At 40.0% G+C, this 26759-nt stretch carries 19 protein-coding genes; 10 read left to right on the top strand and 9 right to left on the bottom strand.

Annotation, left to right across the window (positions count from 1 at the left end; translation table 11 throughout):
* Window positions 1-78 precede the first annotated feature (78 nt).
* From C9J40_RS08120 to C9J40_RS08105, 4 genes are all read left to right on the top strand, one after another.
* Complete coding sequence (locus C9J40_RS08120) at window positions 79-459, top strand: STAS/SEC14 domain-containing protein (protein WP_107246450.1); 381 nt, start codon at window positions 79-81, stop codon at window positions 457-459.
* Window positions 460-648: 189 nt separating this feature from the next.
* Window positions 649-1413 carry an outer membrane beta-barrel protein gene (locus tag C9J40_RS08115; protein WP_233217693.1) on the top strand — a complete coding sequence of 255 codons (765 nt, stop codon included), beginning with the start codon at window positions 649-651 and terminating at the stop codon, window positions 1411-1413.
* A gap of 157 nt (window positions 1414-1570) precedes the next feature.
* Window positions 1571-2449 (top strand): 6-carboxytetrahydropterin synthase, encoded by an 879-nt coding sequence (locus C9J40_RS08110; RefSeq protein ID WP_107246448.1) that lies wholly within the window; start codon window positions 1571-1573, stop codon window positions 2447-2449.
* A gap of 210 nt (window positions 2450-2659) precedes the next feature.
* On the top strand, window positions 2660-5035 hold the full coding sequence (locus C9J40_RS08105; protein WP_107206781.1) for a Lon protease family protein: 2376 nt from the start codon (window positions 2660-2662) through the stop codon (window positions 5033-5035).
* 107 nt (window positions 5036-5142) lie between these two features.
* Here the strand turns inward: C9J40_RS08105 and putP are convergent, their stop codons facing one another.
* The 5 genes from putP to C9J40_RS08075 all read right to left on the bottom strand — a co-directional run bounded on the left by putP (window position 5143) and on the right by C9J40_RS08075 (window position 16361).
* Window positions 5143-6630 carry a sodium/proline symporter PutP gene (gene putP / locus C9J40_RS08100; protein ID WP_107206780.1) on the bottom strand — a complete coding sequence of 496 codons (1488 nt, stop codon included), beginning with the start codon at window positions 6628-6630 and terminating at the stop codon, window positions 5143-5145.
* Between the two features lie 765 nt (window positions 6631-7395).
* A complete protein-coding gene (gene hcp / locus C9J40_RS08095; protein WP_107246447.1) occupies window positions 7396-9057 on the bottom strand; it encodes a hydroxylamine reductase in 1662 nt (553 codons plus the stop codon).
* A gap of 189 nt (window positions 9058-9246) precedes the next feature.
* Window positions 9247-10773, bottom strand: coding sequence for a nitric oxide reductase transcriptional regulator NorR (gene norR / locus C9J40_RS08090; protein WP_107246445.1), 1527 nt, complete (start codon window positions 10771-10773; stop codon window positions 9247-9249).
* A gap of 631 nt (window positions 10774-11404) precedes the next feature.
* Window positions 11405-15361, bottom strand: coding sequence for an AsmA family protein (locus C9J40_RS08080; RefSeq protein WP_107246443.1), 3957 nt, complete (start codon window positions 15359-15361; stop codon window positions 11405-11407).
* A 178-nt stretch (window positions 15362-15539) separates the two neighbouring features.
* Window positions 15540-16361 carry a MurR/RpiR family transcriptional regulator gene (locus tag C9J40_RS08075; protein WP_233217692.1) on the bottom strand — a complete coding sequence of 274 codons (822 nt, stop codon included), beginning with the start codon at window positions 16359-16361 and terminating at the stop codon, window positions 15540-15542.
* Window positions 16362-16512: 151 nt separating this feature from the next.
* Here C9J40_RS08075 and murQ point away from each other — a divergent pair, with 151 nt between their 5' ends.
* Complete coding sequence (gene murQ, locus C9J40_RS08070) at window positions 16513-17412, top strand: N-acetylmuramic acid 6-phosphate etherase (RefSeq protein ID WP_107246561.1); 900 nt, start codon at window positions 16513-16515, stop codon at window positions 17410-17412.
* A 64-nt stretch (window positions 17413-17476) separates the two neighbouring features.
* Here the strand turns inward: murQ and mltC are convergent, their stop codons facing one another.
* Window positions 17477-18595: a membrane-bound lytic murein transglycosylase MltC gene (mltC, locus tag C9J40_RS08065; RefSeq protein ID WP_107246442.1), complete on the bottom strand. Its 1119-nt coding sequence runs from the start codon at window positions 18593-18595 to the stop codon at window positions 17477-17479.
* A 648-nt stretch (window positions 18596-19243) separates the two neighbouring features.
* Here mltC and C9J40_RS08055 point away from each other — a divergent pair.
* The 4 genes from C9J40_RS08055 (at window position 19244) to C9J40_RS08040 (ending at window position 23215) form a co-directional block, all read left to right on the top strand.
* Window positions 19244-20008 carry a TerC family protein gene (locus C9J40_RS08055; RefSeq protein ID WP_045083054.1) on the top strand — a complete coding sequence of 255 codons (765 nt, stop codon included), beginning with the start codon at window positions 19244-19246 and terminating at the stop codon, window positions 20006-20008.
* Between the two features lie 684 nt (window positions 20009-20692).
* Entirely contained in the window at window positions 20693-21799 is a 1107-nt protein-coding gene (locus C9J40_RS08050) for a hypothetical protein (protein WP_107246440.1), read from the top strand.
* Complete coding sequence (locus tag C9J40_RS08045; protein ID WP_107246439.1) at window positions 21796-22239, top strand: hypothetical protein; 444 nt, start codon at window positions 21796-21798, stop codon at window positions 22237-22239. The genes C9J40_RS08050 and C9J40_RS08045 overlap by 4 nt, the downstream gene beginning before the upstream one ends.
* Window positions 22240-22456: 217 nt before the next feature.
* The gene (locus tag C9J40_RS08040; RefSeq protein WP_107246437.1) at window positions 22457-23215 is read left to right on the top strand and encodes a hypothetical protein; all 759 of its coding nucleotides are present in this window, start codon (window positions 22457-22459) and stop codon (window positions 23213-23215) included.
* A 277-nt stretch (window positions 23216-23492) separates the two neighbouring features.
* On the opposite strand, the gene C9J40_RS08035 is transcribed toward C9J40_RS08040, so the two are convergent.
* Together C9J40_RS08035 and C9J40_RS08030 are read right to left on the bottom strand one after the other, a co-directional pair.
* On the bottom strand, window positions 23493-24050 hold the full coding sequence (locus C9J40_RS08035) for a sugar O-acetyltransferase (protein ID WP_045150568.1): 558 nt from the start codon (window positions 24048-24050) through the stop codon (window positions 23493-23495).
* 137 nt (window positions 24051-24187) lie between these two features.
* Window positions 24188-25078, bottom strand: coding sequence for a LysR family transcriptional regulator (locus tag C9J40_RS08030; RefSeq protein WP_107246435.1), 891 nt, complete (start codon window positions 25076-25078; stop codon window positions 24188-24190).
* Window positions 25079-25188: 110 nt separating this feature from the next.
* Between C9J40_RS08030 and C9J40_RS08025 the strand changes: the two genes are divergently transcribed.
* Complete coding sequence (locus C9J40_RS08025; protein WP_107246434.1) at window positions 25189-25860, top strand: type 1 glutamine amidotransferase domain-containing protein; 672 nt, start codon at window positions 25189-25191, stop codon at window positions 25858-25860.
* 177 nt (window positions 25861-26037) lie between these two features.
* On the opposite strand, the gene C9J40_RS08020 is transcribed toward C9J40_RS08025, so the two are convergent.
* A complete protein-coding gene (locus C9J40_RS08020; protein ID WP_107246432.1) occupies window positions 26038-26610 on the bottom strand; it encodes a cytochrome b/b6 domain-containing protein in 573 nt (190 codons plus the stop codon).
* Window positions 26611-26759 lie beyond the last annotated feature (149 nt).

Here is a 26759-nt window from a genome sequence, read left to right as displayed (position 1 = left end):
ACTATCGTAAAATTGGTTCTGTTATAAAGTCTTATCAACATACCAATAATGTTAAATACTGATCGAGGAGATAATGAAATGACAAAGTCTCATGGAATTAAAATCGAAATTGATAACAACGGTGATGAGTTTTTTGTTGAATTAAAAGCGACTGGTAAATTAACCCATCAAGATTATCAGCTAATTACACCTGAAATTGATGATGCATTAGCCGATGTCGATAAACCCATTGTTGTTGTGTATTTTGATGGTACTGAGTGTGATGGTTGGGATATACATGCGGCTTGGGATGATCTAAAGCTAGGCTTAAAACATGGTAAGCAATTTCGTAAAGTAGCGTTATATGGCAATAAACATTGGCAAGAAGTTGGCGCAAAAGTAGGGAATTGGTTTTTATCCGGTGAAGTGCGTTATTTTGATAACTCAATCGATGCATTAAATTGGTTAAAAGAAGAATAGTTGCAGCAAAATATTGTAAGTGGTGCGTAGAATATTGCCACCACTTATTACGGTGTTAATTTCATAACAAGATCGAGTTTTGTTTTCGTTTCAGTATATAATCACATCACTATTGGAATGATGATAAGTTTTAGCCCTTCGTAGGCTTAACGCTTAAATACAATGAAACAGGATGAAACAGATCGGTTTATGAATAAGACATTGCTTGCGAGCGTATTACTTAGTGCTCTTTTTTCTTCAACAACTTTTGCCGCAGAAGAATTATCAACAGAAAATTCAGCTTATACCCCGAGTGAGCCGCTAGTTTTAGAGCCTGTGGTTGCCACTCCTGAAAATGGCTTATCACCAATTGAAGATGAAGTGCCAAAATTTGATGACACAATGCACTATTTCGTAGGGTTAACAGGTGGAATGGCTGATATGAGCTTTTCTCTTGTTCATGCAACGTCTTCTTCAGATAAGGTGTCAGCACCTTCACCTGACGCAAGTGGTTTTGCTGGCGCTGATATCGGTTTTTATACTGCTGGTGGTAATGGAAGAATTTACTATAGTTACCAGAAAATGAGTGGTGAATCTGAGTTTGATAATAAAAAGATCGCCGATACTGACGTCACTCTTCATTTATTAAGTGCAGATTATATCTTTCGAGCAGATAAAGCGATTAACCCATTTGTGGGTGCGCATGTGGGTTATATGATTGCTGAAACAACCAGCGAAAAATATGGTTCTTATAAGCAATCAAACCCTGTGCTTGGTATTCAAGCGGGTGTTGCTTGGCGAATTTCTGACCATTTTACGACAGAAATTGGTGCCCGTCACACCGCGAGTCAACGTAAAGATCAGAATTATTGGTCTGGTTCAAAAGTTGATCCTACGGAAATCGTATATCCAAATACTCAATCTGATCTAAAGAGTATTACGACGTTCTACATCTCAGCGAACTACCGTTTCTAGTTCTTCTTAAAAGACGGGTATTAATGAGAGCAGTGATGATAATCATCGCTGCTTTTTTATATCTTGTATTTACTGATTTTGCTTGTTTACTCATTGCGTCAGCAGCGTATAATGCATTCCCCTAGAAACGACAACCATTATCAATAAGGACTTCACTTTGAAGCTATTTGTCAGAGATCTCACTGTAATTGATGCGTCATACCTATGTACCGATCGCGGTATGGTTGGCGAAAGTTGGATTCTTGATGTGGTGATGTCGGGCGAGTTAAATGAAATGAGCATGGTGCTTGATTTCAGTCGTGTTAAGAAACAGATCAAACAATTAGTTGATCAATATGTCGATCACCGTTTAATTGTGCCTGCTAAATCTCCAGCAATTCACACTGCCGCGACTAAAACGGGCTATGCGACAGTCGATCTTCTGCGAGAAGATAAAAGTATTCACTTACATTGTCCTGAGCAGGCTTTCTGCTTTATTGATGCAGAGACAGTAACGATTGAAAGCGTGACTGAGCATGTTTACCACGTGCTAAAAGACAATCTACCTAAGAATGTACAAGGTCTTGAAATAACACTTCGTCACGAAGCCATTCAAGGTGCTTTTTATCATTACAGTCACGGTTTGAAAAAACATGATGGTAACTGTCAACGCATTGCACACGGTCACCGTTCTCCGATTGAGCTTATTGTTAATGGCGAGCGCAATGCTGAACTAGAGAAGCAATGGGCGAAGCGTTGGCAAGATATTTACTTAGGCTCAGAAGAAGATGTATGCAGTGTCAACGAACTGAATTTAAGTGAGTGTGCCAAATCGGTATTGGACGAAACCCACTATGGTTTCCGCTACACCGCACCACAAGGTGAGTTTGAACTGGCGATTGCTCGTTCAGAAACAGAAATGTTAGCCACCGATACCACTGTTGAATTACTTGCCAGTTATATTGCTGAAAAGGTTAAACCAAGTTTATCTGCTGCTGATTGCCTTGATGTTGTTGCCTACGAAGGGGTAGGTAAAGGAGCCATGGCAACCTTGTAATCGCGTTACATTACGCAATAAAAAAGCCTAACTTACTGAGTATTACTATATTAAAAGTGATACTAGCAATGTTAGGCTTTTTTGTGCCTAATTTTTCAGCGCTAAACATTAAAAAATGAGACTAACGCCACTTTTTATAGCTTAAGTCTCTAAAAAATCAATATTTTATTAGTAGACTGAAGGTAGACGTCGTAACGAGAGGGATCGATTATGTCAGTTAAACCTCTAACCAGTGACAAGCTGTATCGCGTATCAGCGCTAAACGGATTGAGTGATGAGTGTAAGTCAACCAAACACCTTACACCATTAGATGAAATAGTAGGACAAGAGCGAGCACAACAGGCGGTTGAGTTTGCGATGTCGATTAAGGAAAAAGGTTACAATATCTATGCGATAGGTCGTAATGGATTAGGTAAACGCACCATGGTGATGCGCTACTTAAATCGTCACGATCCTAATGGTAACGCCAATACATTGTATGACTGGTGTTATGTTTCAAACTTTGATGATACCCGTTGCCCTAAGGTGCTAAAGCTGCCTGCAGGTCAAGGTAGTGCATTTAAAAAAGATATTGAACAGCTCATGAAGCGCTTAGTAAAAGCGTTTCCAATGGCATTTGATAATGAGCTTTATATTAGCCGAGCTGAAAAGTTAAAAACACAATTAGCGCAGAAACAAGAAAATGCGTTAATGACAATGAAAAAGGGCGCAGAAGAGCGAGGTGTTGGCTTAACCATTACTACCCAAGGTGATTATCAGCTGGTGGCGATGAATGGTGAAGAGCCGCATACCGAAGATTCATTTGCTGAATTAAGTGATAAAGAACAACAAACGTTTGAAGAGACGATCAATGATCTTGAAGTTGAGCTGCGTGGTATTGTTCGTCAGTTAACGGAATGGGAAGAAAAGTACTCGGATAAGCAGCAAAAGCTTGATGAGGATATTGCCAAAGATGTGACTGCGCATTGCATTAAAGATCTGAAAGCGAAATACAGTAAGCTGCCTGAGATTAAAGCTTACTTATCAGCAATGTATAACGATATTCTAGAAAATATTGATATTTTCTTAGAAGAAAGTGAAGAGCAAGTCGCATTAGCTTATGCATCGTTAGACAAGAAAATGCCGCGACGTTACCAAATCAATGTACTTGTTCATCAAGATGTTGATCGTAAGTTTCCTATCGAGGTTGAAGAGAGCCCAAACTACCACTCTATTTTTGGCTATGTTGAAAATGCGACGTTCAAAGGAACCGTCTTTACTGATTTCTCTTTGATCCGTGCAGGTAGTTTACACCGCGCTAATGGTGGCGTGTTAATGATGGATGCGGTAAAAGTTTTAGAGCGCCCTTATGTTTGGGATGGTTTAAAACGTGCACTGCGTGCGCAAAAGTTGAATTTAAGTTCACTTGAGCGTGAAGTAACATTGTCTGGCACCATTTCATTAGAGCCAGAGCCGATCCCATTGAATGTAAAATTGATTTTGTTTGGTGATTATCAAACCTATCAGTTACTACAACATTACGATCCAGAGTTTAAAGAGCTATTTCGTGTCACAGCAGATTTTGAAGATGATATGCCGCGAACAGATACCTCTGAAGAGCAATATGCTCGCTTTATTGCCAGTATCGTTCATGATGGCGATATGCTCCATTGTGATCGAAAAGCGATAGCAAGGATCATTGAATACAGCTCTCGCCAAGCGGATGATCAGCATAAGCTGTCATTACATTCTGCTGATATTGCGAACTTACTACGTGAGACTAATTACGTTGCGAAATCATCTAACGCGACCATGATCCGCAGTAGCCATGTTGAGCAGGCATTACAAAATCAAGAGCAGCGTGTGAGTCGCTTAAAAGATCATGTGATGCAAAGCTTTGTTACAGGGACGACTCTCATCGATGTTGATCATCAAGCCATCGGACAGGTTAATGCATTATCTGTGATAGCAACGTCTGATTATCGATTTGGGGCACCAAGCCGAATAACTGCAACTACAGCGTACGGTAGTGGTGAAGTATTTGATATTGAACGTAGTGCTGAACTGGGCGGAAGTATTCACTCGAAAGGTGTGATGATTCTCTCGGCATATCTAGCATCAGTATTTGGTAAAACAGCGAAGATCCCATTAACAACACATCTTACCTTTGAGCAATCTTACGGTGGTGTAGATGGGGACAGTGCATCAATGGCTGAAGTATGTGCGATTGTTTCGGCTTTCTCTGGTTTACCGCTACGTCAGGATATCGCCATCACAGGTTCGATGAACCAATTTGGTGAAGCGCAGCCGATTGGCGGGGTGAATGAGAAGATTGAAGGTTTCTTTGATGTATGTGCGATCAAAGGAAGAACCGCTAATCAAGGGGTGATCATTCCACAATCTAACGTACATAACTTAATGTTACGCAAAGATATTGTAGAAGCAGTAGAAAAAGGTGAGTTCCATATTTGGGCGATTGACCATGTTTCTCAAGCCATTGAGATCTTCACCGGTAAACAAACGGGGACTGATGCAGAGCAAGGCATATATCCAAATGATACTGTCTTTGGTATTGCGCAAACTAAGTTAAATGCATTAAGGCGATAATTACTTTATCTCTTGTTGCCGTTTATCAATGTAAAATAAAAGCCGCATATATTGACTCTTTTGAGTTGAACATATGCGGCTTTTTTATCGTGATAAATCACGTTTGATTATTTTTGCGGCTCCAATTTGAGTTTTTCACAATGTTCATTCACTTCATCGAAATGACGTAGTGTCTTTTCACTCGGTTGTTCACCTTTAAGGCTGACAATAACCAGTGCTGCTGATGATAAAATAAAGGCGGGTATGATTTCATAGACGCTAAATAAGGTTGAGTTCGGCCAAGCAGCATGTGCAGCTATCCAAGCAATAACGACTCCTGCACCAACAACCATACATGCGATAGCACCGTGGGCGCTACAACGACGCCAAAATAGCGAGAATAATACAACAGGTCCAAACGCAGCACCCATGCCAGCCCAAGCGTGTCCAACAATAGATAAAATCGTGCTTTGTGGGTTACTAGCAAAAATCATCGCGACTAACGAAACAGCAACAACAGATAAACGTCCAAGGACAACTTGTGATTTCTCGCTCAGTTTGATGCTGAAAAAGTGAGTGATATCTTCTGTTATCGCACTCGATGAGGCTAATAACTGAGCCGCAACAGAACTCATTACGGCAGACAATACAGCGGCAATAAGGATTGCAGCGATCCATGTTGGGAATAAGCCTTTCGCAAGCTCTAAGAATATCATTTCATTATCAAAGTGATGAGCGGCGCCAGAGTAGTACATTGCGCCAGTAATACCAACTGCAAATGCGCCAACTAAAGAGACAATCATCCAACTCATACAAATTTTACGAGCAATACTCATACCTTTGACATCCCCAATTGCCATAAAGCGAACCAGAATGTGTGGTTGCCCAAAGTAACCTAATCCCCATGCCAGTAATGAGAACACGCCAATAGCGCTCGTATTTTCACTAATAACGGAAAAATAATGGGTCGGTAATACATCAGGTGCAATGGCTGGATCCAGGTTATACCAAGTTACGACTGGCGTAATGATGAGTGCAAAGAACATCAATGAACCTTGGAAAAAATCGACCCAGTTAACGGCTAAGAATCCACCTATCGCGGTATAAACCATTAAGAATATGGCTCCAATCCAAACTGCGGTAGTGTAAGGAATATCAAATAAAGTTTGAATTAAGAAAGCACCACTAACAAAACCCGCAGCAGCATAAAGAGTAAAGAACGTGAGTATAACGACAGCAGTCATAAAGCGAAGGGTGCGGTTACCACTACCAAATCGCGTATCAAAATAAGAGGGAATAGTTATCGCATCGCCGACGTTTTCGGTATAAATACGTAACTTTTTTGCTACAAAGCGCCAGTTTAACCATGCACCAATGGTTAAACCAATAGGTAACCAAATTTGATCTAAGCCTGAAACAAAAACTGCACCGGGAAGGCCGAGTAATAGCCAACCACTCATATCAGATGCACCAGCCCCGAGTGCAGTCACACCAGGGCTTAAACTACGACCACCAAGAACATAATCTGAATTACCTTCCGTCTTTCTTGCTGCGAAAATACCTATAGCAAAAATAATGCAAAAATAGATCGCGAGAACGACATAATAAGTAAACATTGAATTTCCTGTATTGCTTTACCTGTAAAGCCAGCCAATTAATTGGTTTGGGTGTTAGGAGTACAAGTACATTTATTTTTTGTTTTATTTAGATAGCTCAGAAATAATTATTTCATAGTTTTAGAATCTGACTAACCCGTATAGACACTGTAATAAAGTGCTTCATTCTAAATAAAACATGAAGATTGCTCTGCTAAATAAAATACGGGTAAAAAATGTGTTATACAAATAAATAACCCCATTTTGGTTATAAAGTGAACTATTTTGTGTAAGATTTTATAAAAGTATGTATAAATATGTATAGGTTTAAGGTGAAGGGGGTGATGATTGAAAATTATTCATCGTTATTATAATCGATTATTTATCTGTAGCATTGAGTATAAATAAACGAATAAGGTTGAATTTATTGATACCATTATTTTAGTTATTAAAACTATAACTAAAAACGATTGTTTTAATAGACATTAAATTTATTCCGCTAATTTAAAGGTATGCCTGTGGTTTATTTCCACAGACATTTTTTATGCAAAACTAACTTCAGCATTCGCAATAATTGTAGAAGAACAAGCAAGAATATAGCCTTGTTCGATTTCTTCTTTTGTTAGTGGCTCATTTTATGCTGACGGCATCGTCTGTTTCCTGCCATCTATCAATACAAATTAATGGGATGGGTGTTTGTCCAGTTAGCTAACATATATAAGCTCTTATAAGATAAAAAACGCCCCTCATTGATATATATATATCAATGAGAGGGAGGTAAAAATGTTACGCGTTAAGGATTGTTTTTAGATCGTTTTCAACGGTTGTGATTGGGCGCATATCAAATTTATCTTGGATAATTGCAAGTAGGTTATCGGTCAAAAAGGCAGGGGCGGTTGGGCCGGTATAAATGCCTTTAACACCTAGCGCAAATAGCGTTAGTAAAATCACAATGGCTTTTTGTTCAAACCAAGACAATACCAGAGTGAGTGGTAGCTCATTGATGCCACAGTCAAACTCTTTAGCCAATGCCAAAGCAAGTTGAATAGCAGAATACGCATCATTGCATTGGCCAACATCAAGTAGGCGAGGAATACCATTAATGTTACCAAATTGGTTTTTATTAAAGCGGTATTTGCCACATGCAAGCGTTAGAATTACCGAGTCTTCAGGCGCTTGAGCAGTAAAATCGGTGTAGTAACTGCGTTCCGACTTATCGCCGTCACAACCACCAACAAGGAAAAAGTGACTAATATTGCCTTTTTTTACTTCATCAAGCACAGCAGGCGCTGCACTCATAAGCGCATTGCGGCCAAAACCAATTGTGATCATGTGTTCGATTTCATTATGTTTGAAACCTTCTAATGCGAGTGCACAATCAATCACTTGGCTAAAATCATCACCGTCAATATGCTCAACGCCAGGCCAACCAACAATACTACGGGTAAATAAACGATCAGCATATTGACCGACATTCGGGTTAAGTAAGCAGTTTGACGTCATTACAATAGCACCAGGGAAGTTGGCAAACTCTTTTTGCTGATTTTGCCAAGCACTACCGAAGTTACCGACTAAATGTGGATATTTTTTTAGCTCTGGATAACTATGAGCAGGTAACATTTCGCCGTTTGTATAAACGTTAATAGCTTTCCCTTCTGTTTGCTGAAGGATTTTTTCTAAATCATGTAAATCATGACCAGAAACTAAAATACATTTACCTTGTACAGGTTTTACGTTTACTTGTGTTGGCTCAGGGTGACCAAAGGTGGTTGTTTCGCCGGTATCGAGCATTTCCATGATGGTGTAATTCATCAAGCCAATACGCATTGAGCAATCTAATAATTGATTAAGATCGGTAGGATCAGTACCTAACCACGCCATGATTTGATGGTATTCTGCGTAAACATCATCATTGGTTTGCCCTAAAACACGGGCATGCTCTAAATATGCCGCTGCACCTTTTAAGCCATACAAGCACAATAAACGTAGGCCAATCACATCTTCATCTAGGGTATCGTGACCACGGTTAACGGCAACTTGCGGAGCAATCGCCAGAATTTCAGCCGCTGATAGGGGTAATTCAAATTGAGCAACAGCAGGTAATACAGGTAAAGCTTCTGCTTGTAATGTTGAAGCGGTGATAACAAGATCTTTTAATTGAGCCTTATAACTTTGCGCTTGCTCTGCAAGTTCAATGACACGGGCAGGATCAAAGTTAACATTCGTTAGTGTGGCGAAAAATGCACGTGGTGCCCATTGATTAATTTCATCATTAATAATGTCAAAACGTTTAGCCAACTCTGCCCAATAAGATACCCCCTGTAGGGTATAAACAAGGACATCTTGTAGATCTGAAACTTCTGCTGTTTTACCACACATACCAGCGGCAAATGCGCAGCCTTTTACCTGTGGGGTTTGAATCGTTTGTTCACATTGAATACAGAACATGGAAAGTCTCCAGCATTAGTTTATATAGTTATAAATGACAAGATTGTCGTATTACTAATACTGATAGCACTAACTGTGCCATGTTTAAGTTGCTGAATTTTATTGGAAATTTTTATATGGTTACGTTATTGATGTAATAAAAACATCGATCTCTGTTGTTATTATTACATCAGATAATATTAGGTTTGATTAATGGATATTAAATTTTTTACCCATCCGGTAAAGATTGCCACGATCCATTTGCAAGAATTGTGCGGTTTTTGACCAGTTTTTATCCATTTTGTCATAACTATGGCTGATCAGATGCTTTTGATAATCTTCAACTAATTCACGCATCGGTTGTGATTGCTGTGGGAAAAGTGATGATGTGTTTTTTACATCATCGATTGTGGTGGTGTTATCAAAATAGTGCTCTGTGATTGTTTGCTCACCATGTTGAATTGCTCGTAATGCCGCACGCGTTAAGCTGTGTTCTAATTCTCGAATATTACCCGGCCATAATTGCTTCTCAAGTAGAGCAAGTGTTTTAGGGTGGATATGGAGATTGGGCACATTAAATTGTTGGCGTACTTTTTCTAATAAATAGCCTGCAAGCACAGGAATGTCGCTCAGTCGCTGGCGCAGTGGTGGGACAAATATTGGGAAGACATTAAGACGATGGTACAAATCGGCTCTAAAATTACCGTTTTCTATTTCCTGCTCTAAATGACGATTAGTAGCGGCAATAATGCGAACATCAACATGATGATGACGATCACTCCCGACACGTTGTACGTCACCTTGCTGTAATACGCGAAGTAATTTTGCTTGTAGCGACAGTGGTAATTCACCTATTTCATCTAAAAAAAGGGTACCACTGTCAGCAAGTTCAAATTTGCCGGCTCGATGGCTATTCGCGCCTGTAAATGCGCCTTTGACATGTCCAAATAACTCACTCTCTGCGAGGTTTTCTGGTAGTGCGGCACAATTTACATAGATCATAGCTTTATCTGCACGATGGGACTGAGCATGAATAGCGTGTGCGACAAGCTCTTTACCCGTACCTGTTTCACCACTGATCAACACAGCATAATTGGATTGGGCAACCGTTGATATATTGGTTTTGAGTGCATCCATCTCGGAGCTAAATCCAATCATCTCATTGTGTTGAGATCGTGCTTGTTGGATCAAGGTTTCATTGAGTGACTTTTGTTTTTTATTCTGTAATTTCAGTGCATTGAATTGGGCAATATTACGGACAGTAGCAGCAGCAAGAGCAGCAAATGTTTCTATCGCAAGGTTATCGATATCATCAAATGCACCCACCGCCAAAGAATCTAAGCTCAAAACCCCCACTAATTGTTCATCAACATACAAACTACACCCTAAGCAGTCGTGAACGTTTATTTCTGTATCAACATTAATTAATAAGCCATCAAACGGATCGGGAAGGGGTGAATCAGCGTCAAAGCGTACAGGTGTTTTACTCGCCATAATTTTAGCTAAGCGAGGGTGAGAGCTTGGTAAAAAACGTCGCCCTAATACGGCAGACGATAACCCTTTAACGGCGACAGGGGTAAGAAAACCGTGTTGATCAAGAACAAATAGAGCGCAAGCATCACAAGGAAAGACTTGTTCTACACCATCAATTAAAGATTGGTAATGATGATCACTGGCCAGTCGAGTACTGAGGTTAAGAGCAATATTCAGCAGTGCAGCGTCGATATTTGATTGCATAAATAGAATATCTATATGTCGTTTGATTATCTGTTGTCTTTATTACAACAAAATAGAGATCGTTAAGGCTTAATCTAGAACAACAAATTAGCTCATAAGATGTATTTTATATAAATGTTTATTTTTTGAACGGAATTGTCGATAGGGAAAAAGTTTTTTTAGTGACTATTTACGTGAAAAAAAACGCCAAAAAAATAACGAACTATCATTTGTAGTGATTGATTTGTGACGCTGATTTTGAATGGAAATCATCGTTTGGATTGTTAGTAGGAATAAAATCTATTTGGTACTTATTTTTAAAAAAGCAATTTTTTATAATCAACTTATCTTACTGACGACAAATATTATCGAGTTTTTCATGATCCGCGCTTATGCTTACTTATCTAAAAAGTATCCATTGATACATAAAGTTAACATTTTATTTGTCTTTTCAATTATTATTTTATGCACTTATCAATTACTCGAAAATAGTAAGATTGAATACTCGCTAGGATTGGTCTTGATTCTGTTTCCTCTTTTTATCTTTGCTAAAGCCTCAACCTATAAAAGCAAATATTTAGGCGATAAATAAAATGATGGCGTAGTGAGTAAAAAAAAGACCCAGTTATCTGGGTCTTTTTAGTTTTGATGATTACTTACCTTGCCAAATGCGTTCACATTCAGCAGAACCATTGGCTGCGATGGGCTTTTCAAATAGCCATTGCAGTGGTGCTACTACAGGACTCGTCGTAAAGCGCACTGATGTTTTTATAATAGCGGACAGTGGTACATCAAAATGGAATTTATTAAAGGTACCATGAACATCAACCGGTGTTTGTAAGCTGAAAATCTGGGCTTTTTTCGATTTTGGCGATAAATACAGGTTAAAGTCACGATTTTTATAACTTGCATTAAAAGCACCATGGACTTGAATACGGGAAGTATCAAGCAATAAATCACGTTGCGTCATGTTGCCATTTTTGACATTAAAGCCACCGGCTACGCAATTTAATACGGAATGATCTTTAGTCACAAATTTAGGTAATACAGCATCGGCTAAACTTACCGCCCATAAATCAATTAAGTTAGCTTGGAAAGCTTTAGGCCAAGCGGCAAAACCGATAAAACCGTTAGCATTATTCATTAAGCTATCTGGAGTATTGGCTAGACTATTAAGATTAAATTCAAAGCTGATCTTACCGTTCATATCGGTTTTGGGATCGATTCGACGAGCAATAATACCGTAGTCAAAGTTCTTCACTAATCCATCAAGATGGATATCAAACAGCTCTTTTTGTGCTTTAACCGAGCCTTTAATATCAATATTTCCGCCCGGTAATTTAATGTGCAGCGGGTTTAAACTCAGTAAACCATTATGTAATGTCCAGTCTAATTTTCCGGCACCTAACCAGTCTTTACCTGAGCGTACTTCACCGACATTGAGTTTGAAATTAGCATTCAGCTTATTTAAACCTTCAGGGCTAAGAACAGGTACAGGCTTATCGACTGTTTTTGCTGGTGTTGTATTCTCTTTGCTGTCTTTAGGTAGCCATGCTTGCCAATTTTTAACTTTAAAATCGTTAATTTGAATGAACGGCGCGCGAAGATCTAATGATACGGTAGGGCGATCTTGGCCTTTCATTGGGGGTAAGAAATCACCGTTACCTTGTAATTTACTGCTCCCAACCTGAACCAGCATATTACGCAAATGGTAGCCGACTTTATCGGTTGAAAGGGATGCAGCAACCGTCACAGGGCCATACGGTGGCAGCTCAAGACCGGTAAACGCATTAAAGCGATCTAAGTTAGGCGTTGTTGCCTTAAAGGTTAAATTTAACTTTTGTGGATTAATCGGTAGCGATACATTCGATTCTGCATTAAGTGCAATATCACCCACATTAGCCGTTAAGGTAACAGGCACCGATTTACGCCCATCATTGGCTTGTTTCAGTGATACAGAATCAATCTCAATGTTAACGGGCTTATTTGCAGCTTGGCCTGAAATAGTCAAGTGAGTTGCGGTATCGGGACCTGTAATAAACTTACCCTGACGAAGTGCGACATCAAAGGCTTTGCCTGTGTAAGTATCTGCAACACGCAGTTTACCGCCGTTTAATTGTGCTTCGACTTTAGCCTGTTCCATTAACTCAAGCACAGTACGACCTGATAACGACAAAGATAATTTAGCGCTGTCGAGTGTCATACCAAGATCATTGGTTACATTGAACTGTTTTAATATTTGACCAACATTCGGCTTATCCACCCCTAGATGGAGTTGAGATTGGATAGCGTTATTATTGATATCCAGTGAAATATCACCTTGATACAAACTTCCCGCATAGCGAGCACTAAAAGGGGCGGGTTTTAATTTACCGTCACGTAACTGGCCACTAAATTGGGTGTCATCAATTTGCTGATTTGCCCACAGCATTTTATTGATACCAAGTTTGATATCAGCATCGGCAATCACGACTTTATTGCTAAGTAACGGCATATCAAGGTTCACACCTTGAGTTGGCACTGTTTGCTCAACGGTTGGTACTTTTTTGCGATCAACAAATTGCCCTAGCTGATTGAAATTTAGGGTATTAAATTGCGCATTAAGGGTTAAAAATGGCGTTTTAGTATTTTGCTTCCATTTAAAATCGACCTTACCTTGGCTTTGCATTAACGCCATCGTGGGGATATTTAATGTTAGCCAATCACCGGTATTGGTGAGTTTTCCTTTGAAATCGATTTTGCCATGCATCGATGCACGTGTACCCAGCCATGGGCTTAGTTTGCCTACATCCTTGCTGTGTACGGTTAGGTTTAACCAACTGCCTTTTTGCCAATTAGTTTTTACAAATTCGCCTTGTGCTTTTATGTCAACAACAGGGCTGGAAAAGTGCAGTGATGGCATCCAATTACGGTGGTTAATAATATCGGATAGTGTGCCTGCTTTCGCTGTGATCTTAACGGGAATATCCATGATCTGACCTTGGATGTCAGAGCTAAAGGGTTGCTCCATACCAGAGGTTAGTGCTGCTTTATCAATGGCAAAAGAGGCTTTGGCACCCCAATCAATATGCGCTTTATCAATATTCAGCGAGAGCTGGCTATTATCAATCCAGTCTTGAAGTTTAGTGCCTTGAGTCGTCAGTTGTAGTTGAGCCTTATCAAGATGCCCTTTGGCATGTGGGATCCCTGAGATCCAACCTGCCATTTCACCTAATTGGGAGTCTTTAGCGCCTAATTTCACATCAACGGTTGATGTCCATTGGGTGGCATCAATATCAGCCGTGCCACGAAATGGCACATCGGCAATATTGGCAGTCATAGGGGCGTGAAGTTTACCTTTATCGCCTTCCACTTTAAGCGAGATATTATTAACAGGTGTACCTAAGCCTTTGATCTCATCAACGGATAGATCAAGGTGGGTTTCTGTTTTAACCAGCCATTGATCTAGCGCTTTTTGTAGGGGCGATTGTTGAGGGGCTACCGCTGCATAACCGACACCGTACATAACCGGAGGCTGGGGTTGTAACCATGGACGCAGATCGATTAACGGAATATTTAGCTTACCGTTAATATGATTAAGATCTTTGGCGTTTTGAGCCAATGAAATATCAAGGAAACCTTTAGCAGACGTGATAGGGCTCGTTAGCGCGATATCAGCCAGTGAAATACCTTTGCTAGACGCCGTAATTTGGGTTGTTAATGACATTGGTGCCGCATGACGCAAATCAATATCAAGCAGGGATTCAAGCTGCGTGGTATCAACCCAATCAAGTTTTACGTTGGCTTTTGACGGCGTACTACTGTGGAATGGATGAATATCTGCATCAATATTGAGTTTCGCCCCAGCAAAGCTGCCTGTTGCGTCTAATTTGCCTTGCTGCTCATTGATCAGGGATTCTAAATCACCGGCCAGTGAAACATCATATTCATTGCCCATGGCATTACCTTTCGCTTGTAATAGCCATTTATCCGGTTTGGTTAACGATAATTGATCTAAATATACGTTGGCATACTGTCCGGTATGTTGATCTAAATAATCAACCGATACTTTTTCCGCTCGAATATTATTGCTCAGTGCCAGTTTAAACGGTGTTGATTGAGTGGTTTCTTTCGGTTTTTCACTGGTTTGCTCGGCAAACACCCAGTTCGCTTTGCCTTGATTATCTTTTGATAGGTGTAATGAAATATCTTTGAGATCCAGATAGTCAATCTTTAGGGTATGAGATAAAAGAGGCAAAACAGAAATTTTTGCACCAATGTAGCCTGATTTCAGCATCGGCTCCCATTTCATTGCTTTAGTGTTGGCAACGGTGACGTCGCTTAACTCAATTTCAGGGCTAAATGATAGGGTCAGTGACATGTCACCACCAATGGTTGTTTCACGATCTAAAGTAGAACTTAACCATTGGTTGATATCATGCCGGTGGTTAGCTAAATCGATCTTAACCCCATAAGCGAGTACCCCAGTTGCGGCAATGATAGGGGTGAGTATGGCAATAGAAGTCCACTTCGCCACTTGTTTTAGTTTGTTTTTCTTTGGTGGCTGAACCGGATTATCCTGTTTTTCAGAGGATGAGTCCGTCTCAGCTGGAATGTGTGATTGCGTCATAATTGGTCAGATTTTCTCTAATGAAGGCGTGCAGCATGCTGGCATCTTGCGAAAAAGCGATGATTAATCGGCATTGCAGATTACTGGCAAAGATATACTGCCCAAATAATATAGTCAGACAGTATAGCAAAAATAGGGTTCCCTTATATTACGCCGTTAGAGGTAACAAAAAATAAATTCAGCGATTTAGCTCTTGTTGTAAGGCAATGCAAATGATGTCGGTCAGCGTTTGTTGTGCTGCAAGGTGTAAATTGAAATGCTGATTCGCAATGCTATGCAGTGGTGGCTCACAAATTATATTGAGCTTCATGTCAGCAAGGGAATTAAGCAGTAAATCGTCGGGTGTGCTTATGACAATAATGCCAGCGCCATGAAGCTTAGCGGCATGGGCTGTAAGTTGTAAAATAGGTTGTTCACTATTATTGCTGATCACAAAAAGCACGTCTTGCTCTGTTAGTGTGTTGGCGATGGTACTTTGCAATGCATGATCTTTACTGTGAATCACAGGCAAACCTAAGGCTAGCAATTTATCATTAAAATCACGGGTAATAATGGCATTTGCTCCCAGCCCGACGAGTTGAATCCGCTGGGCTTGGCTTAACCGTGCTGCAATATCGGTCAGTAATTGAGTATCGATAGCTTTGGTTGTATCAATAATGGCATTGGCTTTTTGTTGCGCCATTTTACTTAAGCTACTCGCCAGCGTGTTATTGGGCTCTGGTTGAGTCGATAATTGATTTAGCACATTACCGCCGATGGTATTGTGCCTTGCTAATTCTTCACTGATCGCCATTTTAAAGGCAGGAAATCCTTTAAAACCAATACGCTGAGTAAATTTCACAATACTCGATTGACTAACATTGGCCGCTTTCGCAAGCTCTTGTGATGACAGTGAAACCACTAATTCAGGTTGTGCTAAAACCAAGGTCGCAATCTTTTGACCATTAGGGGAGAATTGTGATTGTAGGTTGGCGATTTTATCAAGTGCAGTCATAGTCATAACAGTTCGAGCATTTGTCTTGATAATAGCCTGAAAAACACTGAGTTACCGTGATATTTACAGCGTTATGTTAATCGCAAACAAGAATCTAGAGCCTGATACGCTTGTTGAATATGATGAATAAAGAACGAATAAAACTAGGATGAAAACCTTGAAGATTGATCTGACCCAACTCGTCACAGAAAGTCGCAATACGGCAAGCCAAAATATCGATATGTTATCCACGGTTGAGATGCTAAAGGTGATCAACAATGAAGATAAAAAAGTCGCGTTAGCGGTTGAACAAGTATTACCTGAAATCGCCATTGTCGTTGATGCTATTGCAGCGGCTTTTCAACAAGGTGGACGTTTAATTTACGTAGGTGCAGGTACATCAGGTCGATTAGGTATTTTAGATGCCAGTGAGTGCCCGCCAACCTATGGTAGCAAGCCAGAGCAGGTTGTTGGCTTAATAGCTGGTGGCCATAAAGCGATTTTAAAAGCGGTAGAAAACGCAGAAGACAATCGTGAAATGGGCGCACAAGATCTGATTGATCTTAATTTTAATTCAAAAGATGTGTTAGTGGGCATTGCAGCCAGTGGACGTACTCCTTATGTGCTTGGTGCGATGGAATATGCCAAATCACAAAATGCGATGGTAGCGTCTATTAGTTGTAACCCACAAAGCCCAATGGCTGTTGTTGCCGATGTCGCTATCACGCCAGTGGTTGGGGCAGAAGTTGTAACGGGCTCATCACGTATGAAAGCAGGGACAGCGCAAAAGTTAGTGCTAAATATGCTGACAACAGGGGCGATGATCCGGGTTGGTAAAGTGTATGGCAATTTAATGGTGGATGTGGAAGCAACCAACGCTAAGCTGGTTGAACGCCAGAAAAACATTGTGATGCAAGCAACCGAATGTAGCCGTGAAGAAGCAGAACTCGCATTAACTGCCTGTAATGGTCATTGTAAAACCGCGATTGTGATGATTCTTGCAGGTGTTGATGCTAAAACAGCCGCAGACTTATTAGCGAAAAATAACGGATTTACTCGCCAAGCCATCCAAGCCTAACGATACAAAACACGAAGCCCTATCTCGATGGTCGATGATAGGGCTTTGTTAGTGCTATAGGCGGTTATAAATTTTGAAATTCTTTTTGGAAGTTCAGCACTTTTTCTAAGTATCGGCGCGCTTCAAGTTTTGGGTGCTTATTTGTGAGCGCCCAATAGGCTTGATTGGGTTGCAATTGATTGAGCTTATCCATGGCTCGCTGTCTATCTGAATCAAAGGTTGATAACACGCCACCTGCACCACTGTTATAAGCGGAAATCATACTGTAATGCTTAGTGGTAGGATTTCGCACATCCCTTAAATAGCGGGTTTGTAAAATGTGCAAATAAGCGGTCCCCGTATCAATGTTGTTAGCCGGATCAAACAGGTAGTCTTTGGTTGGTATCCCCGGTTTGTTCTTCACCAGTTTAAATACATCCGCCCCTGCTGTTTTCGGGATCACTTGCATTAAACCGTAAGCCCCTGCGTGGCTGACAGCAAACGGGTTAAAACTACTTTCAGTTTTTACCACCGCATAGATAAGATCTTCTGAAATACCGTATTGGCGAGAAGCTCGCTTAATTAAATCCGCATATTGGTATTCACGTTGCTCAAGGTGATCACTCACCATATCGATTTCAACATAGTAAGCTGTGCCTCGTTTGAGTGGCTTGGTGTGCAGCTTATTTTCAATCAGATAATCAGCAAAACGCCCAGCGCGCCAAGGCCATTGAATATCTTGGTTATCATGATCTTTAACTTGCCCCAGTAAGAAAGGCTTACCGTTAAGTGGAATCGATTTGTCACTGAACAAATCCACTTGAGAAGGATCGGCTGGCATCAGCAAGGTTTCTTCAATCGCTTTTTTCAGTGTGGCTTCGGGGGCGTATTGAGCAACAGTTGAAACGTAAATTTTCCCGTTATCAAAATCAATGTGCGCACGTGTACGATAACCATCAAAGTATTTCACATAACGGTGTTTTCCTGCTTGCAGGTATTCGTCATCGCCCCATTGCTTTTTCACTTGCACACCAAGATAAGCCAATAAGGCCTGCATGGCTTGCTCATTATTCACATTACCAGTGCTTATATTCCCGCTATGATTGGGATAAGTGGGCTTGCAGTTATAGAGACATTCAACTTGGTTTGATGAACACCCAGCGGCAAGTAAACAGGTTGTAATAATGAGCAATGCTTTTTTCATGGTTATCCTTACCACATATTTCCGTGATTAATGGGTATTGGCGGCATCACGGATAGCTTTATTAAGATCAGACGTTAAATTATCGACAAATTTATGTTGTTCTGCACGTTGTTTACGTTCACGTGCTTGTTGAGCGAGATAGTTATTCCAGTAGTTTTCTTCATCGTCATCATCTTTGATGTTGTTCCATCCCTTTTTGAGGCGCTCTCGGTTCTCTTTTCTTTCTGTGAGCTGACGTTTCGGCTGTTAAATACTGTTTTGCCGCTAAGCCATTACTCACTGAATGTAGCGTGTCGACGAGAACTTGGCCTGAGTAGATGTTGAAAAAATGCTTACAAATGCAATTAATAACCAGAAATTATGTTTCATTATCGCTCTATATTTAACAAAAAGTAAAATATGGAGTTTCCATTTTGAGAGGAAGAATTCAAGATTATTTTTACCGTGTATTTTACTACTACCATTAATCGCCACTCTGGATGAGTCATACGGTAGGCGTCGCTTACATGTTGTTACAATATCTCAATTGTTATTCGCAATGGTTGTGGTTGAATAGCGCGACTTTAATTTTAAGAGGTATAAAATACATATGGACGACCCCACGAGTTGTTCTCTTTTCCTAAACTCCTTTGTTAAGGAGTCTATTCAATGCTAGATCTTTTCCTTCAACCTGAAGCAATGATGATATTTGCGACCTTATTTGCCTTAGAAGTGGTATTAGGTGTCGATAATATTGTATTTATTTCAGTGCTATGTGAGCGATTACCAGAACATCAACGAAAATTAGCCCGTAACCTAGGTATTGCACTAGCAGTTGCTGCGCGTATTGGTCTTGTGTTCTCAATCAGTTGGGTAATGTCATTAACTCAACCGTTATTCTCTATTGCTGATTCTCCGTTCTCTGGTCGTGATTTGATCATGATTGGTGGTGGTGCATTCTTATTAGCGAAAAGCTTAAAAGAATTGTGGATGTGTTTCTCTGGTGCTCATCACCAAGAAGCCAGCAAAGTGCGAGCAGGTATTGCTTTAGTCTTGCTGCAAATCGTAGCGGTGGATGCGGTGTTCTCTATGGACTCTGTGATCACAGCGGTAGGTATGACAAGTGAAGTCCCATTGATGGTTGCTGCGATTTTAGCGTCAGCAGTTGTGATGGTACTGTGTGCTGAGAAGATAAACGATTATGTATTGCGCTATCCGGGCTTAAAAACATTAGCACTACTATTCTTAGTAATGTTAGGTGGTATGTTAATGGCTGAAGGTTTTGCGATTCATTTGAATAAAGGATATGTGTATTTTGCGATGGCATTTGGTTTATTAATTGAAACCTGCCACATCCTATTGAAAAAGCGAAATAAGACAATTATCCGTCGTATCTACCCACAGCAATGTGGCTGGGCAGTTAAAGTAAAATAACCGCGTATTCGACAGATAATATAAAAGCAGAGCCTATGTGCTCTGCTTTTTTATTTTTCACAGGCTTAATTTTTAGCGTTGTGATCACAACGAGCTAGCTTCCACGGCTAGCTCAGAAATGCCCCTTTATGCGTTAGACCTTTTACTTATTCATATCGTGTTTACGTGATTTTGGAATAGTTTTATTTGCTGTGTATATGAACAGTAATAATGAACCGTGATGATTTTATCGCATGGGTTCTGGTTTTAATAAGACTGATTAAAGATATTTCTTACTTTTCACACCCTCTCATAAAGCGTTCGGTGTGAAAAAGTGCTATCAACTTCATGATATATAGAGATTATATCGAGTATAATAAAAGTATTTTATGAGTATATTTTTGCGCGAAAGTAAGAATGCTTATTAGTACACTGTTAAATCCCAAAGGTACATTCGTGCATTGGAACTCTGATTTAGAGAAAAGCGTAGCAGCATTAATAACGCGATAAGTCGTTGAAGATGGTCTCCCTATTCTCCGGCCCATCTATCATTAAGATGTTCATTTTTGGATCTGTGAAGAAGTAGAAGGGATTTAACAATCCAATGAAGCCTGACCCAGTAAGTAGTGCTCACTGTGCCGCTTATTGGAGCGTTCGGCATTTATGATACATCCCAATCGTCAGTGGTTAATAAAAGGAAAAAATATGGCAGGAACAAAGGTAAAGGTTTCTGGATTTGAAATGCAGTTCTCCGATGGTATTGAGATGAACGATTTCTATCAAGAACTAGAATTGATAAGTAGAAATCAAGATATCAATGTCGGGGCTTATTCAACAAGAGTCTATACAAGGATTGTTGATGGATTGGCAGTTGGATTAATATTAACTTTTAAAGATGACCGCAAGAAATTGGCTACTGAACAAGACGGTAGTGGGAAACTTAAGGTTAATAGGATTGAATTAAAAAAGAACCAAACAAGCACAGAGGCAAGCCTATTTTGTTTTAATCCATTAACAAAGTGTGGTGTGTTTACTCATTACGCTGGGGCTGCCTCAGTATCAGTCTATACGTCAATTTTCGGACAAGCCCATAGAAACGTAAAAGATAGGTTAGTAAATCAGCGAGTAGACGAGTACTCGCGAGGCAGATCTCGAGGAGACATAAAAAGAATTAAACACAGAGTTCAAGCAGATTTCGGCGGTTCATTTAGCTTTAAGTATATCTATCAAGAAAAAGACCTTAGTCAAATTTTAGACAATCTTAAGTCTTTATCAGAAGTTGAGGTTATTACTGAACTTGGGATTCCGGAAGAGCCTGTGTTTAGACATTTAGGTGCAGTAACTAAGAAAACAACTCAGACTATCAGCTTTTTAGATCAGTTTAAGTCCATTGAAAACTTAAAAGGGCACCTTTCAAACTTTATCCACGCCGCTTTTTCCCAAAAAAATAAGAAATACGCATTAAGGTTAATTGGTTCTAGCCTAAGTGGACAGCGAGCCCAGTACTGGATAGGCGAAAATATCGAAGAATATGGCTTTTTTGAGTATGATGACTATATTGATGAGTTACCTGATGACGTATGGGATAACTACCTTAGTTGCGCTGCTCTAGCCAATTTATCAAATGTGCTGAAGGGAAAAAGTGAAACGTTTGGTCTTTTAAAACCAGCGGATACTTGGGATAAATACCAATCAATTTCAGACTTGTCACCAGAACCAGATTTAACGTCTTCTAAAAGTAAATCTTTGAAGTCAATTGAAGATTTTAAAGATGACAATTTACCTCCACTGCAAATAGAGATGTGTTTATGATATCTGCTGAAATTGCGTCAGTTATCTTAGATTACCACTCTAAATGGAGCGTTGGTATTTTTACATCTAGCTTAACTTTGGCTAGCTTCCTGTTCACAATGAAATCTTTTGTGATACAGACTGTTAAAGACAAGATTTATGACTCACCTAGTTATAAGGACAAAGTAAAGCAAAGGAGAGAGTCTGGTACCGACGTGGAGTATTACGGTGGACTAAAGCGACTTTCTTTCTTATTAAAATGGACAATTTTGGCAGCTTTAATTAACTCAATGCTTCAATTGTGTTTATCTCCTTTCGAGAATGTATGGTTTGCGATTATCTGTCTATTAGCAAGCGTGTTCACAGGAATACTTTTTTTTAGCGTAGTTTGGATTGTGTCTGAAAATATGAGGGATCTCATTGAGCAAGCTGAACAGAAAGCTGAAAGTGAGGAAAAGTAAATGCCTAACAGATAAGGATATGTGTCACGTAGCCGACACCAATCCGATGTGTTGGACAAGCCCAAGCCTCCTTATATAAGTAAATATCATGAAAGGGGATGTCAAAAAGATGTCTAGTGTTATCCTTGGTGTGAACCAATAACTTTAACACTCCGATTTAAAATCTGTGTTTACGCCGCAATGGTTTAGCTTGGGCGTTACCCTTCATGGAGGAAATATGGAAGTACAGGTGATAGCATCTCTTATAGGGGTCGGAGGTATTACGTTGAGTGCACTCCTTGGCGGTTTGGGGTACTTTTTTAAAGTGCGAGCAGAGAGCCTTAAAGTGACACGTCAAACATTGTTTTATTTATTAGAATTTCGTGCGCATACTCTGGCGTCGGCATTTGACTCTTCTGAGCTGTATAGTCAATATATTAAAAGGTGCGAAAATTACTTTGAGCAGAAAAAGATTGAAGGTATCGAATTTCCCAATGAAAACAAGCAACTAATACTAGCTTTCTTTTCAGAAGTTATAGAGCAAATTAGTCCTCAGTTGTCACCAGGTTTTATCGATGGCTATGAAAACACCATAGTTAACCTAGCTAAAGAAAAACCGATACTGGCTTATAAGCTTCGGGGTAAAGAAGTTTCGAGCAACATGGTTAATGTGCAGAAAAGCTACTTAGAACAAGTACAAAATACAGAACTGTTTCGCCTAGATAATGGCATTGGTGAATTTTTGAAGAAGCAAGCATCTCAAGTCCACAACAATGGTTTAGGTGAAATACTCGAGGTCATTGAAGAAGATTTGTTACTTGTATCTAAAGCTTGTGGGTTTATTCATTACTTAAAAGTGAGAAGTATTATCAAAAAGCGAATCAAACCATCTATGAACATTGATGATATCAACATCGAGGAAGTGTTTGACGGTATGTTTATTGCGTTTTCTAAGCATGTATCTAATGATGCAGAGCAGGCTGAAGAAAACCGCTAACAAATAAGCATTTGTGTAGCGAATTCGACACAGACACTTCTCCGAAGTGTTCGATAAGCTAAACACCTTATTATAGGTAAATACTGAAATATCATTTAGGGTAATGCCGAACATTACCAATACTTTTCCTAATATCAACCAGTCTGAATAGAGCTGGCTACCTAACAAAGTTTTGTCCATATGTGAGTTAGCTATTAGGCTAATTCACATATTAGTCAAACCCGTTATGTTATATGGCTATGCATCATGCATAAGATTGTTGCTAACCCCTGATTGCCTATTGGTTCTCATGAATAATTCTGATTAATTTAGCAGGTGTTCCACCATATAGAGAGTCAGGTGGTACATCGGTATTTACCACAGAGTTAGCGGCAATTACAGAACGCGCACCAATGGTCACACCTTTATTGATCACAACATTGCCACCAATCCATACATCGTCCTCAATCGTAATAGGATCACAAATGGTTTCCCAGTTACGGCGATTGAGATAGTTTAGATCATGGCTAGCACAGTAAAGCTGGGTGTTCGGGCCAATCATTACGTTATTGCCAATAATAATTTTAGCGCCATCCAACATTGTTACGTTCATATTGATGAAGGTCTTTTCCCCAATCGAGATCGTTTTACCGAACTCACAATAAAAGGGGGAGCGGATGTGACTCGATGCAGAAATCTTTCCCATTAGCTGTTGAAATAGTTCATGACGCTGAGAGTCATCTGTACTTTGGTTAATGGTCTGTAATAAGTTCGAAGCATTTTGACGAATCTGGTTAATACAGTCTGCGCCGCCGTCGAAGTCTTCACCGGCAAGCATTTTTTCGAATTCAGTCATGTTGTCTCTCAACGTGCTATAGAGTTATTTGAAATAAAAACGTTATGTTTACTTACTGATTTATAATGTTATTGAGTAAGTAATTCCCAAGAAAATAGAGCCAATCTACCCAAAAGATGAAAGCAATGGCTAAGGGTTTATTTATGCAGTGAATCCCAATCAGAGAAATAATGAATTAAATAGTCTATTGCTAAGCGAGCACGCGCAGGAAGAAAACGTTGGTTTTGATATACGATCCAACTGCTATTACCTTTACCCCAAAAATCTTGCAGTATCGGAATAAGCGAACCTGAATCTAACCCTTTCGCTAGGCTACTTTTAGGCATATATGCGATACCTAGTCCTTCTTCGCATGCCGAGATAACAGCATTAGAGTTATTGCTTTTCCATCGACCGTGAACACGGGTATTAATTGTGTTGCCATCTTTTTCAAAAAGCCAGTGGTCATTATTGGCAATAATGCAGCTATGTTGTTTCAATTGGCTAGGGTGAGTTGGCTCTCCATTACGGGTTAAATAGTCTTGGCTGGCAACCGCAGCCATAGGGCGATCAACGAGTTTTCTCGCGACTAAACCTGAATCTTTTAGTGCCCCGTAACGGATCGCAAAGTCGATACCATCTTCGATAAAATTCACCATACGAGAGTTAAAATCCATCTCGATAGTAAGATCTGGGTAAGACTTCGCGAATGCCATTAGCGCAGGAGCGACATGATCTTCGGCAAATGCACCAGCAGCGCTGACGCGTAAGGTTCCACTCAGCGTTATTTGCTGTGTGTTTACGCTTTCGCTGGCTTGTTGTAACCCATTTACCAGTCCTCTGCATTGTTGATAATACAATTGTCCAGCATCGGTTACATTGACCTGTCGGGTTGAGCGAGCTAATAAGGCGACACCTAATCTCTCTTCTAACCTTGAGACTTGTCGGCTAACGTGGCTGGTGCTGCAACCGAGCTGTTTAGCCGCAGAGGAAAAGCCATGGCTTTCAGCGACTGCAACGAATTCAATGATCCCATCGAAACTATTCATAGACCTTTATCTTTGCTATTTAACAACAATGATTTGCCAATTTTCTATATTATCAGCCATATTGATTTGAATTAACATGTTTTTGAACTCAATCATTGAAGGAAAAGACAATGAAAAGGATCCTGATCCCTGTAACGAATCATGCAACTCTGGGCGATACTGACCAAGCGAATGGCACTTACTCACCAGAGATAACCCACGTTATTCATGAGCTGACTGCCGCTGGTTTTGACTATGACATCGCATCGATTAAAGGGGGTAAAGCGCCACTTTATGGTACGGATATCGAAGGTGATGAGGTAAACCGCATTGTGTTGGCGGATGATAATTTTCAGAACCGAATCAATAATACGATCCCCGTCTCGCAAGTGAATATTGATGAGTACGATGCGGTATTTTATCCAGGTGGCTTTGGTCTTTTATCTGATCTTTCCACCAATACTGATTTTGCGCAATTAGCTGCAAAACATTACGAAAACGGTGGCGTTATAGCGGCGGTATGTCATGGCCCAGCGGCACTGCTTCCTATTACATTAAGTAATGGTGACAGCCTACTTGCATCTATATCGGTAACGGGCTTTACACGTGAAGAAGAAATCGATTTCGGTACGATTACGCATATTCCATTCTTACTGGAAGAGGCGCTTTCAAGAAAGGCAGCGCGATTTAGTAAAGTACAGCCTTGGCAAACACTGGTTATCGTTGATCAACGAGTGATTACAGGCCAAAACCCGACCAGTGCTCACGGCGTTGGAAAAGCGTTAGTGACATCGCTGACGTAATTATATTATTGATATATTTTAAAAACTACCTGATATGAAATAGCGCATGGGTTTGAGTTATTGACTAACATGGTATTTCGTATTGGTACTGCAAAATATCATAGCCTAGTAATATTTGCCCTATCATGGGATGCAAACATTACAGGCTATGCTTTTGCTGATAAAGCGTGTTTAAATTTAAGCGAATTTTCTACGTTCAATAAAGAAATGAAGCAGTGCCATACCGCCATGACCAATTAAGTATGCTTCAATTAAACCTGTCAGAGATTTATGGATCTCCCTCACATCGTTGGCATAAGGTGAGTGACTTAACCACAGCGCCAGCCATATCAGTGCCGCGGTTTCAATTAAGATCAACGCGCCAATACCTAAGCCTTGAATAATATTCCCTAAGCCTTTTTCTCTTGGCTCGGGTAATTTACCGTGGCGTAGTTGTTTTAAGTCATCGAATAGAACGGCATTGTCACCAAAAAGGTAAGGGAAAAATTGACGAAATGATTGTTTAACTAACATGTAGCTAATCATTGCGAGTGTGACGACAACGGTTAATATGCCAAGAATAATATGTACCCATAAGAAGAGGGTAGAGAAAACGCCACTTTCGATTTCACCTGCATGGGTCATGTGCACTAAATTACTATTTAAGATCTGTAAGATCACTAAAGCGGCTAATGAAGTATGAATATGGCGCAGCCCCGTATTGGGAAAGTAATGTTTGATGTAGCGCCAAAAAGAATGAAGTAGCGGCATAGTGAACCTTAATCAGTGGTATAAGATGATATGATAGATATAGGAAATTTAGCATAAAGGAATAAAATAAGCAGATAGAAAGTAGATTAAAACTTGTAAAGTAAATATTCATTTTTAATGCGTAAATAGGCAAAAATGTTCGATAGATT

The sequence above is a fragment of the Photobacterium sp. GB-72 genome (assembly GCF_003026095.1).
In the GTDB taxonomy this organism is placed as follows: Bacteria; Pseudomonadota; Gammaproteobacteria; order Enterobacterales; family Vibrionaceae; genus Photobacterium.
Note: the sequence above shows the minus strand (reverse complement) of the source record. Positions and strands in the feature narration are given on the sequence as shown.

Bases quoted from the DNA above. Each gene is read 5' to 3' on its own strand.
- norR (WP_107246445.1), bottom strand. From the start codon at position 10,773: ATGCAATCAAATATCGACGCTGCACTGCTGAATATTGCTCTTAACCTC.
- C9J40_RS08025 (WP_107246434.1), top strand. From the start codon at position 25,189: ATGAAAAGGATCCTGATCCCTGTAACGAATCATGCAACTCTGGGCGAT.
- C9J40_RS08080 (WP_107246443.1), bottom strand. From the start codon at position 15,361: ATGACGCAATCACACATTCCAGCTGAGACGGACTCATCCTCTGAAAAA.
- C9J40_RS08075 (WP_233217692.1), bottom strand. From the start codon at position 16,361: ATGACTATGACTGCACTTGATAAAATCGCCAACCTACAATCACAATTC.
- C9J40_RS08105 (WP_107206781.1), top strand. From the start codon at position 2,660: ATGTCAGTTAAACCTCTAACCAGTGACAAGCTGTATCGCGTATCAGCG.
- C9J40_RS08115 (WP_233217693.1), top strand. From the start codon at position 649: ATGAATAAGACATTGCTTGCGAGCGTATTACTTAGTGCTCTTTTTTCT.
- hcp (WP_107246447.1), bottom strand. From the start codon at position 9,057: ATGTTCTGTATTCAATGTGAACAAACGATTCAAACCCCACAGGTAAAA.
- C9J40_RS08120 (WP_107246450.1), top strand. From the start codon at position 79: ATGACAAAGTCTCATGGAATTAAAATCGAAATTGATAACAACGGTGAT.
- C9J40_RS08050 (WP_107246440.1), top strand. From the start codon at position 20,693: ATGGCAGGAACAAAGGTAAAGGTTTCTGGATTTGAAATGCAGTTCTCC.
- mltC (WP_107246442.1), bottom strand. From the start codon at position 18,595: ATGAAAAAAGCATTGCTCATTATTACAACCTGTTTACTTGCCGCTGGG.
- C9J40_RS08030 (WP_107246435.1), bottom strand. From the start codon at position 25,078: ATGAATAGTTTCGATGGGATCATTGAATTCGTTGCAGTCGCTGAAAGC.
- putP (WP_107206780.1), bottom strand. From the start codon at position 6,630: ATGTTTACTTATTATGTCGTTCTCGCGATCTATTTTTGCATTATTTTT.
- C9J40_RS08040 (WP_107246437.1), top strand. From the start codon at position 22,457: ATGGAAGTACAGGTGATAGCATCTCTTATAGGGGTCGGAGGTATTACG.
- C9J40_RS08055 (WP_045083054.1), top strand. From the start codon at position 19,244: ATGCTAGATCTTTTCCTTCAACCTGAAGCAATGATGATATTTGCGACC.
- C9J40_RS08045 (WP_107246439.1), top strand. From the start codon at position 21,796: ATGATATCTGCTGAAATTGCGTCAGTTATCTTAGATTACCACTCTAAA.
- C9J40_RS08020 (WP_107246432.1), bottom strand. From the start codon at position 26,610: ATGCCGCTACTTCATTCTTTTTGGCGCTACATCAAACATTACTTTCCC.
- C9J40_RS08035 (WP_045150568.1), bottom strand. From the start codon at position 24,050: ATGACTGAATTCGAAAAAATGCTTGCCGGTGAAGACTTCGACGGCGGC.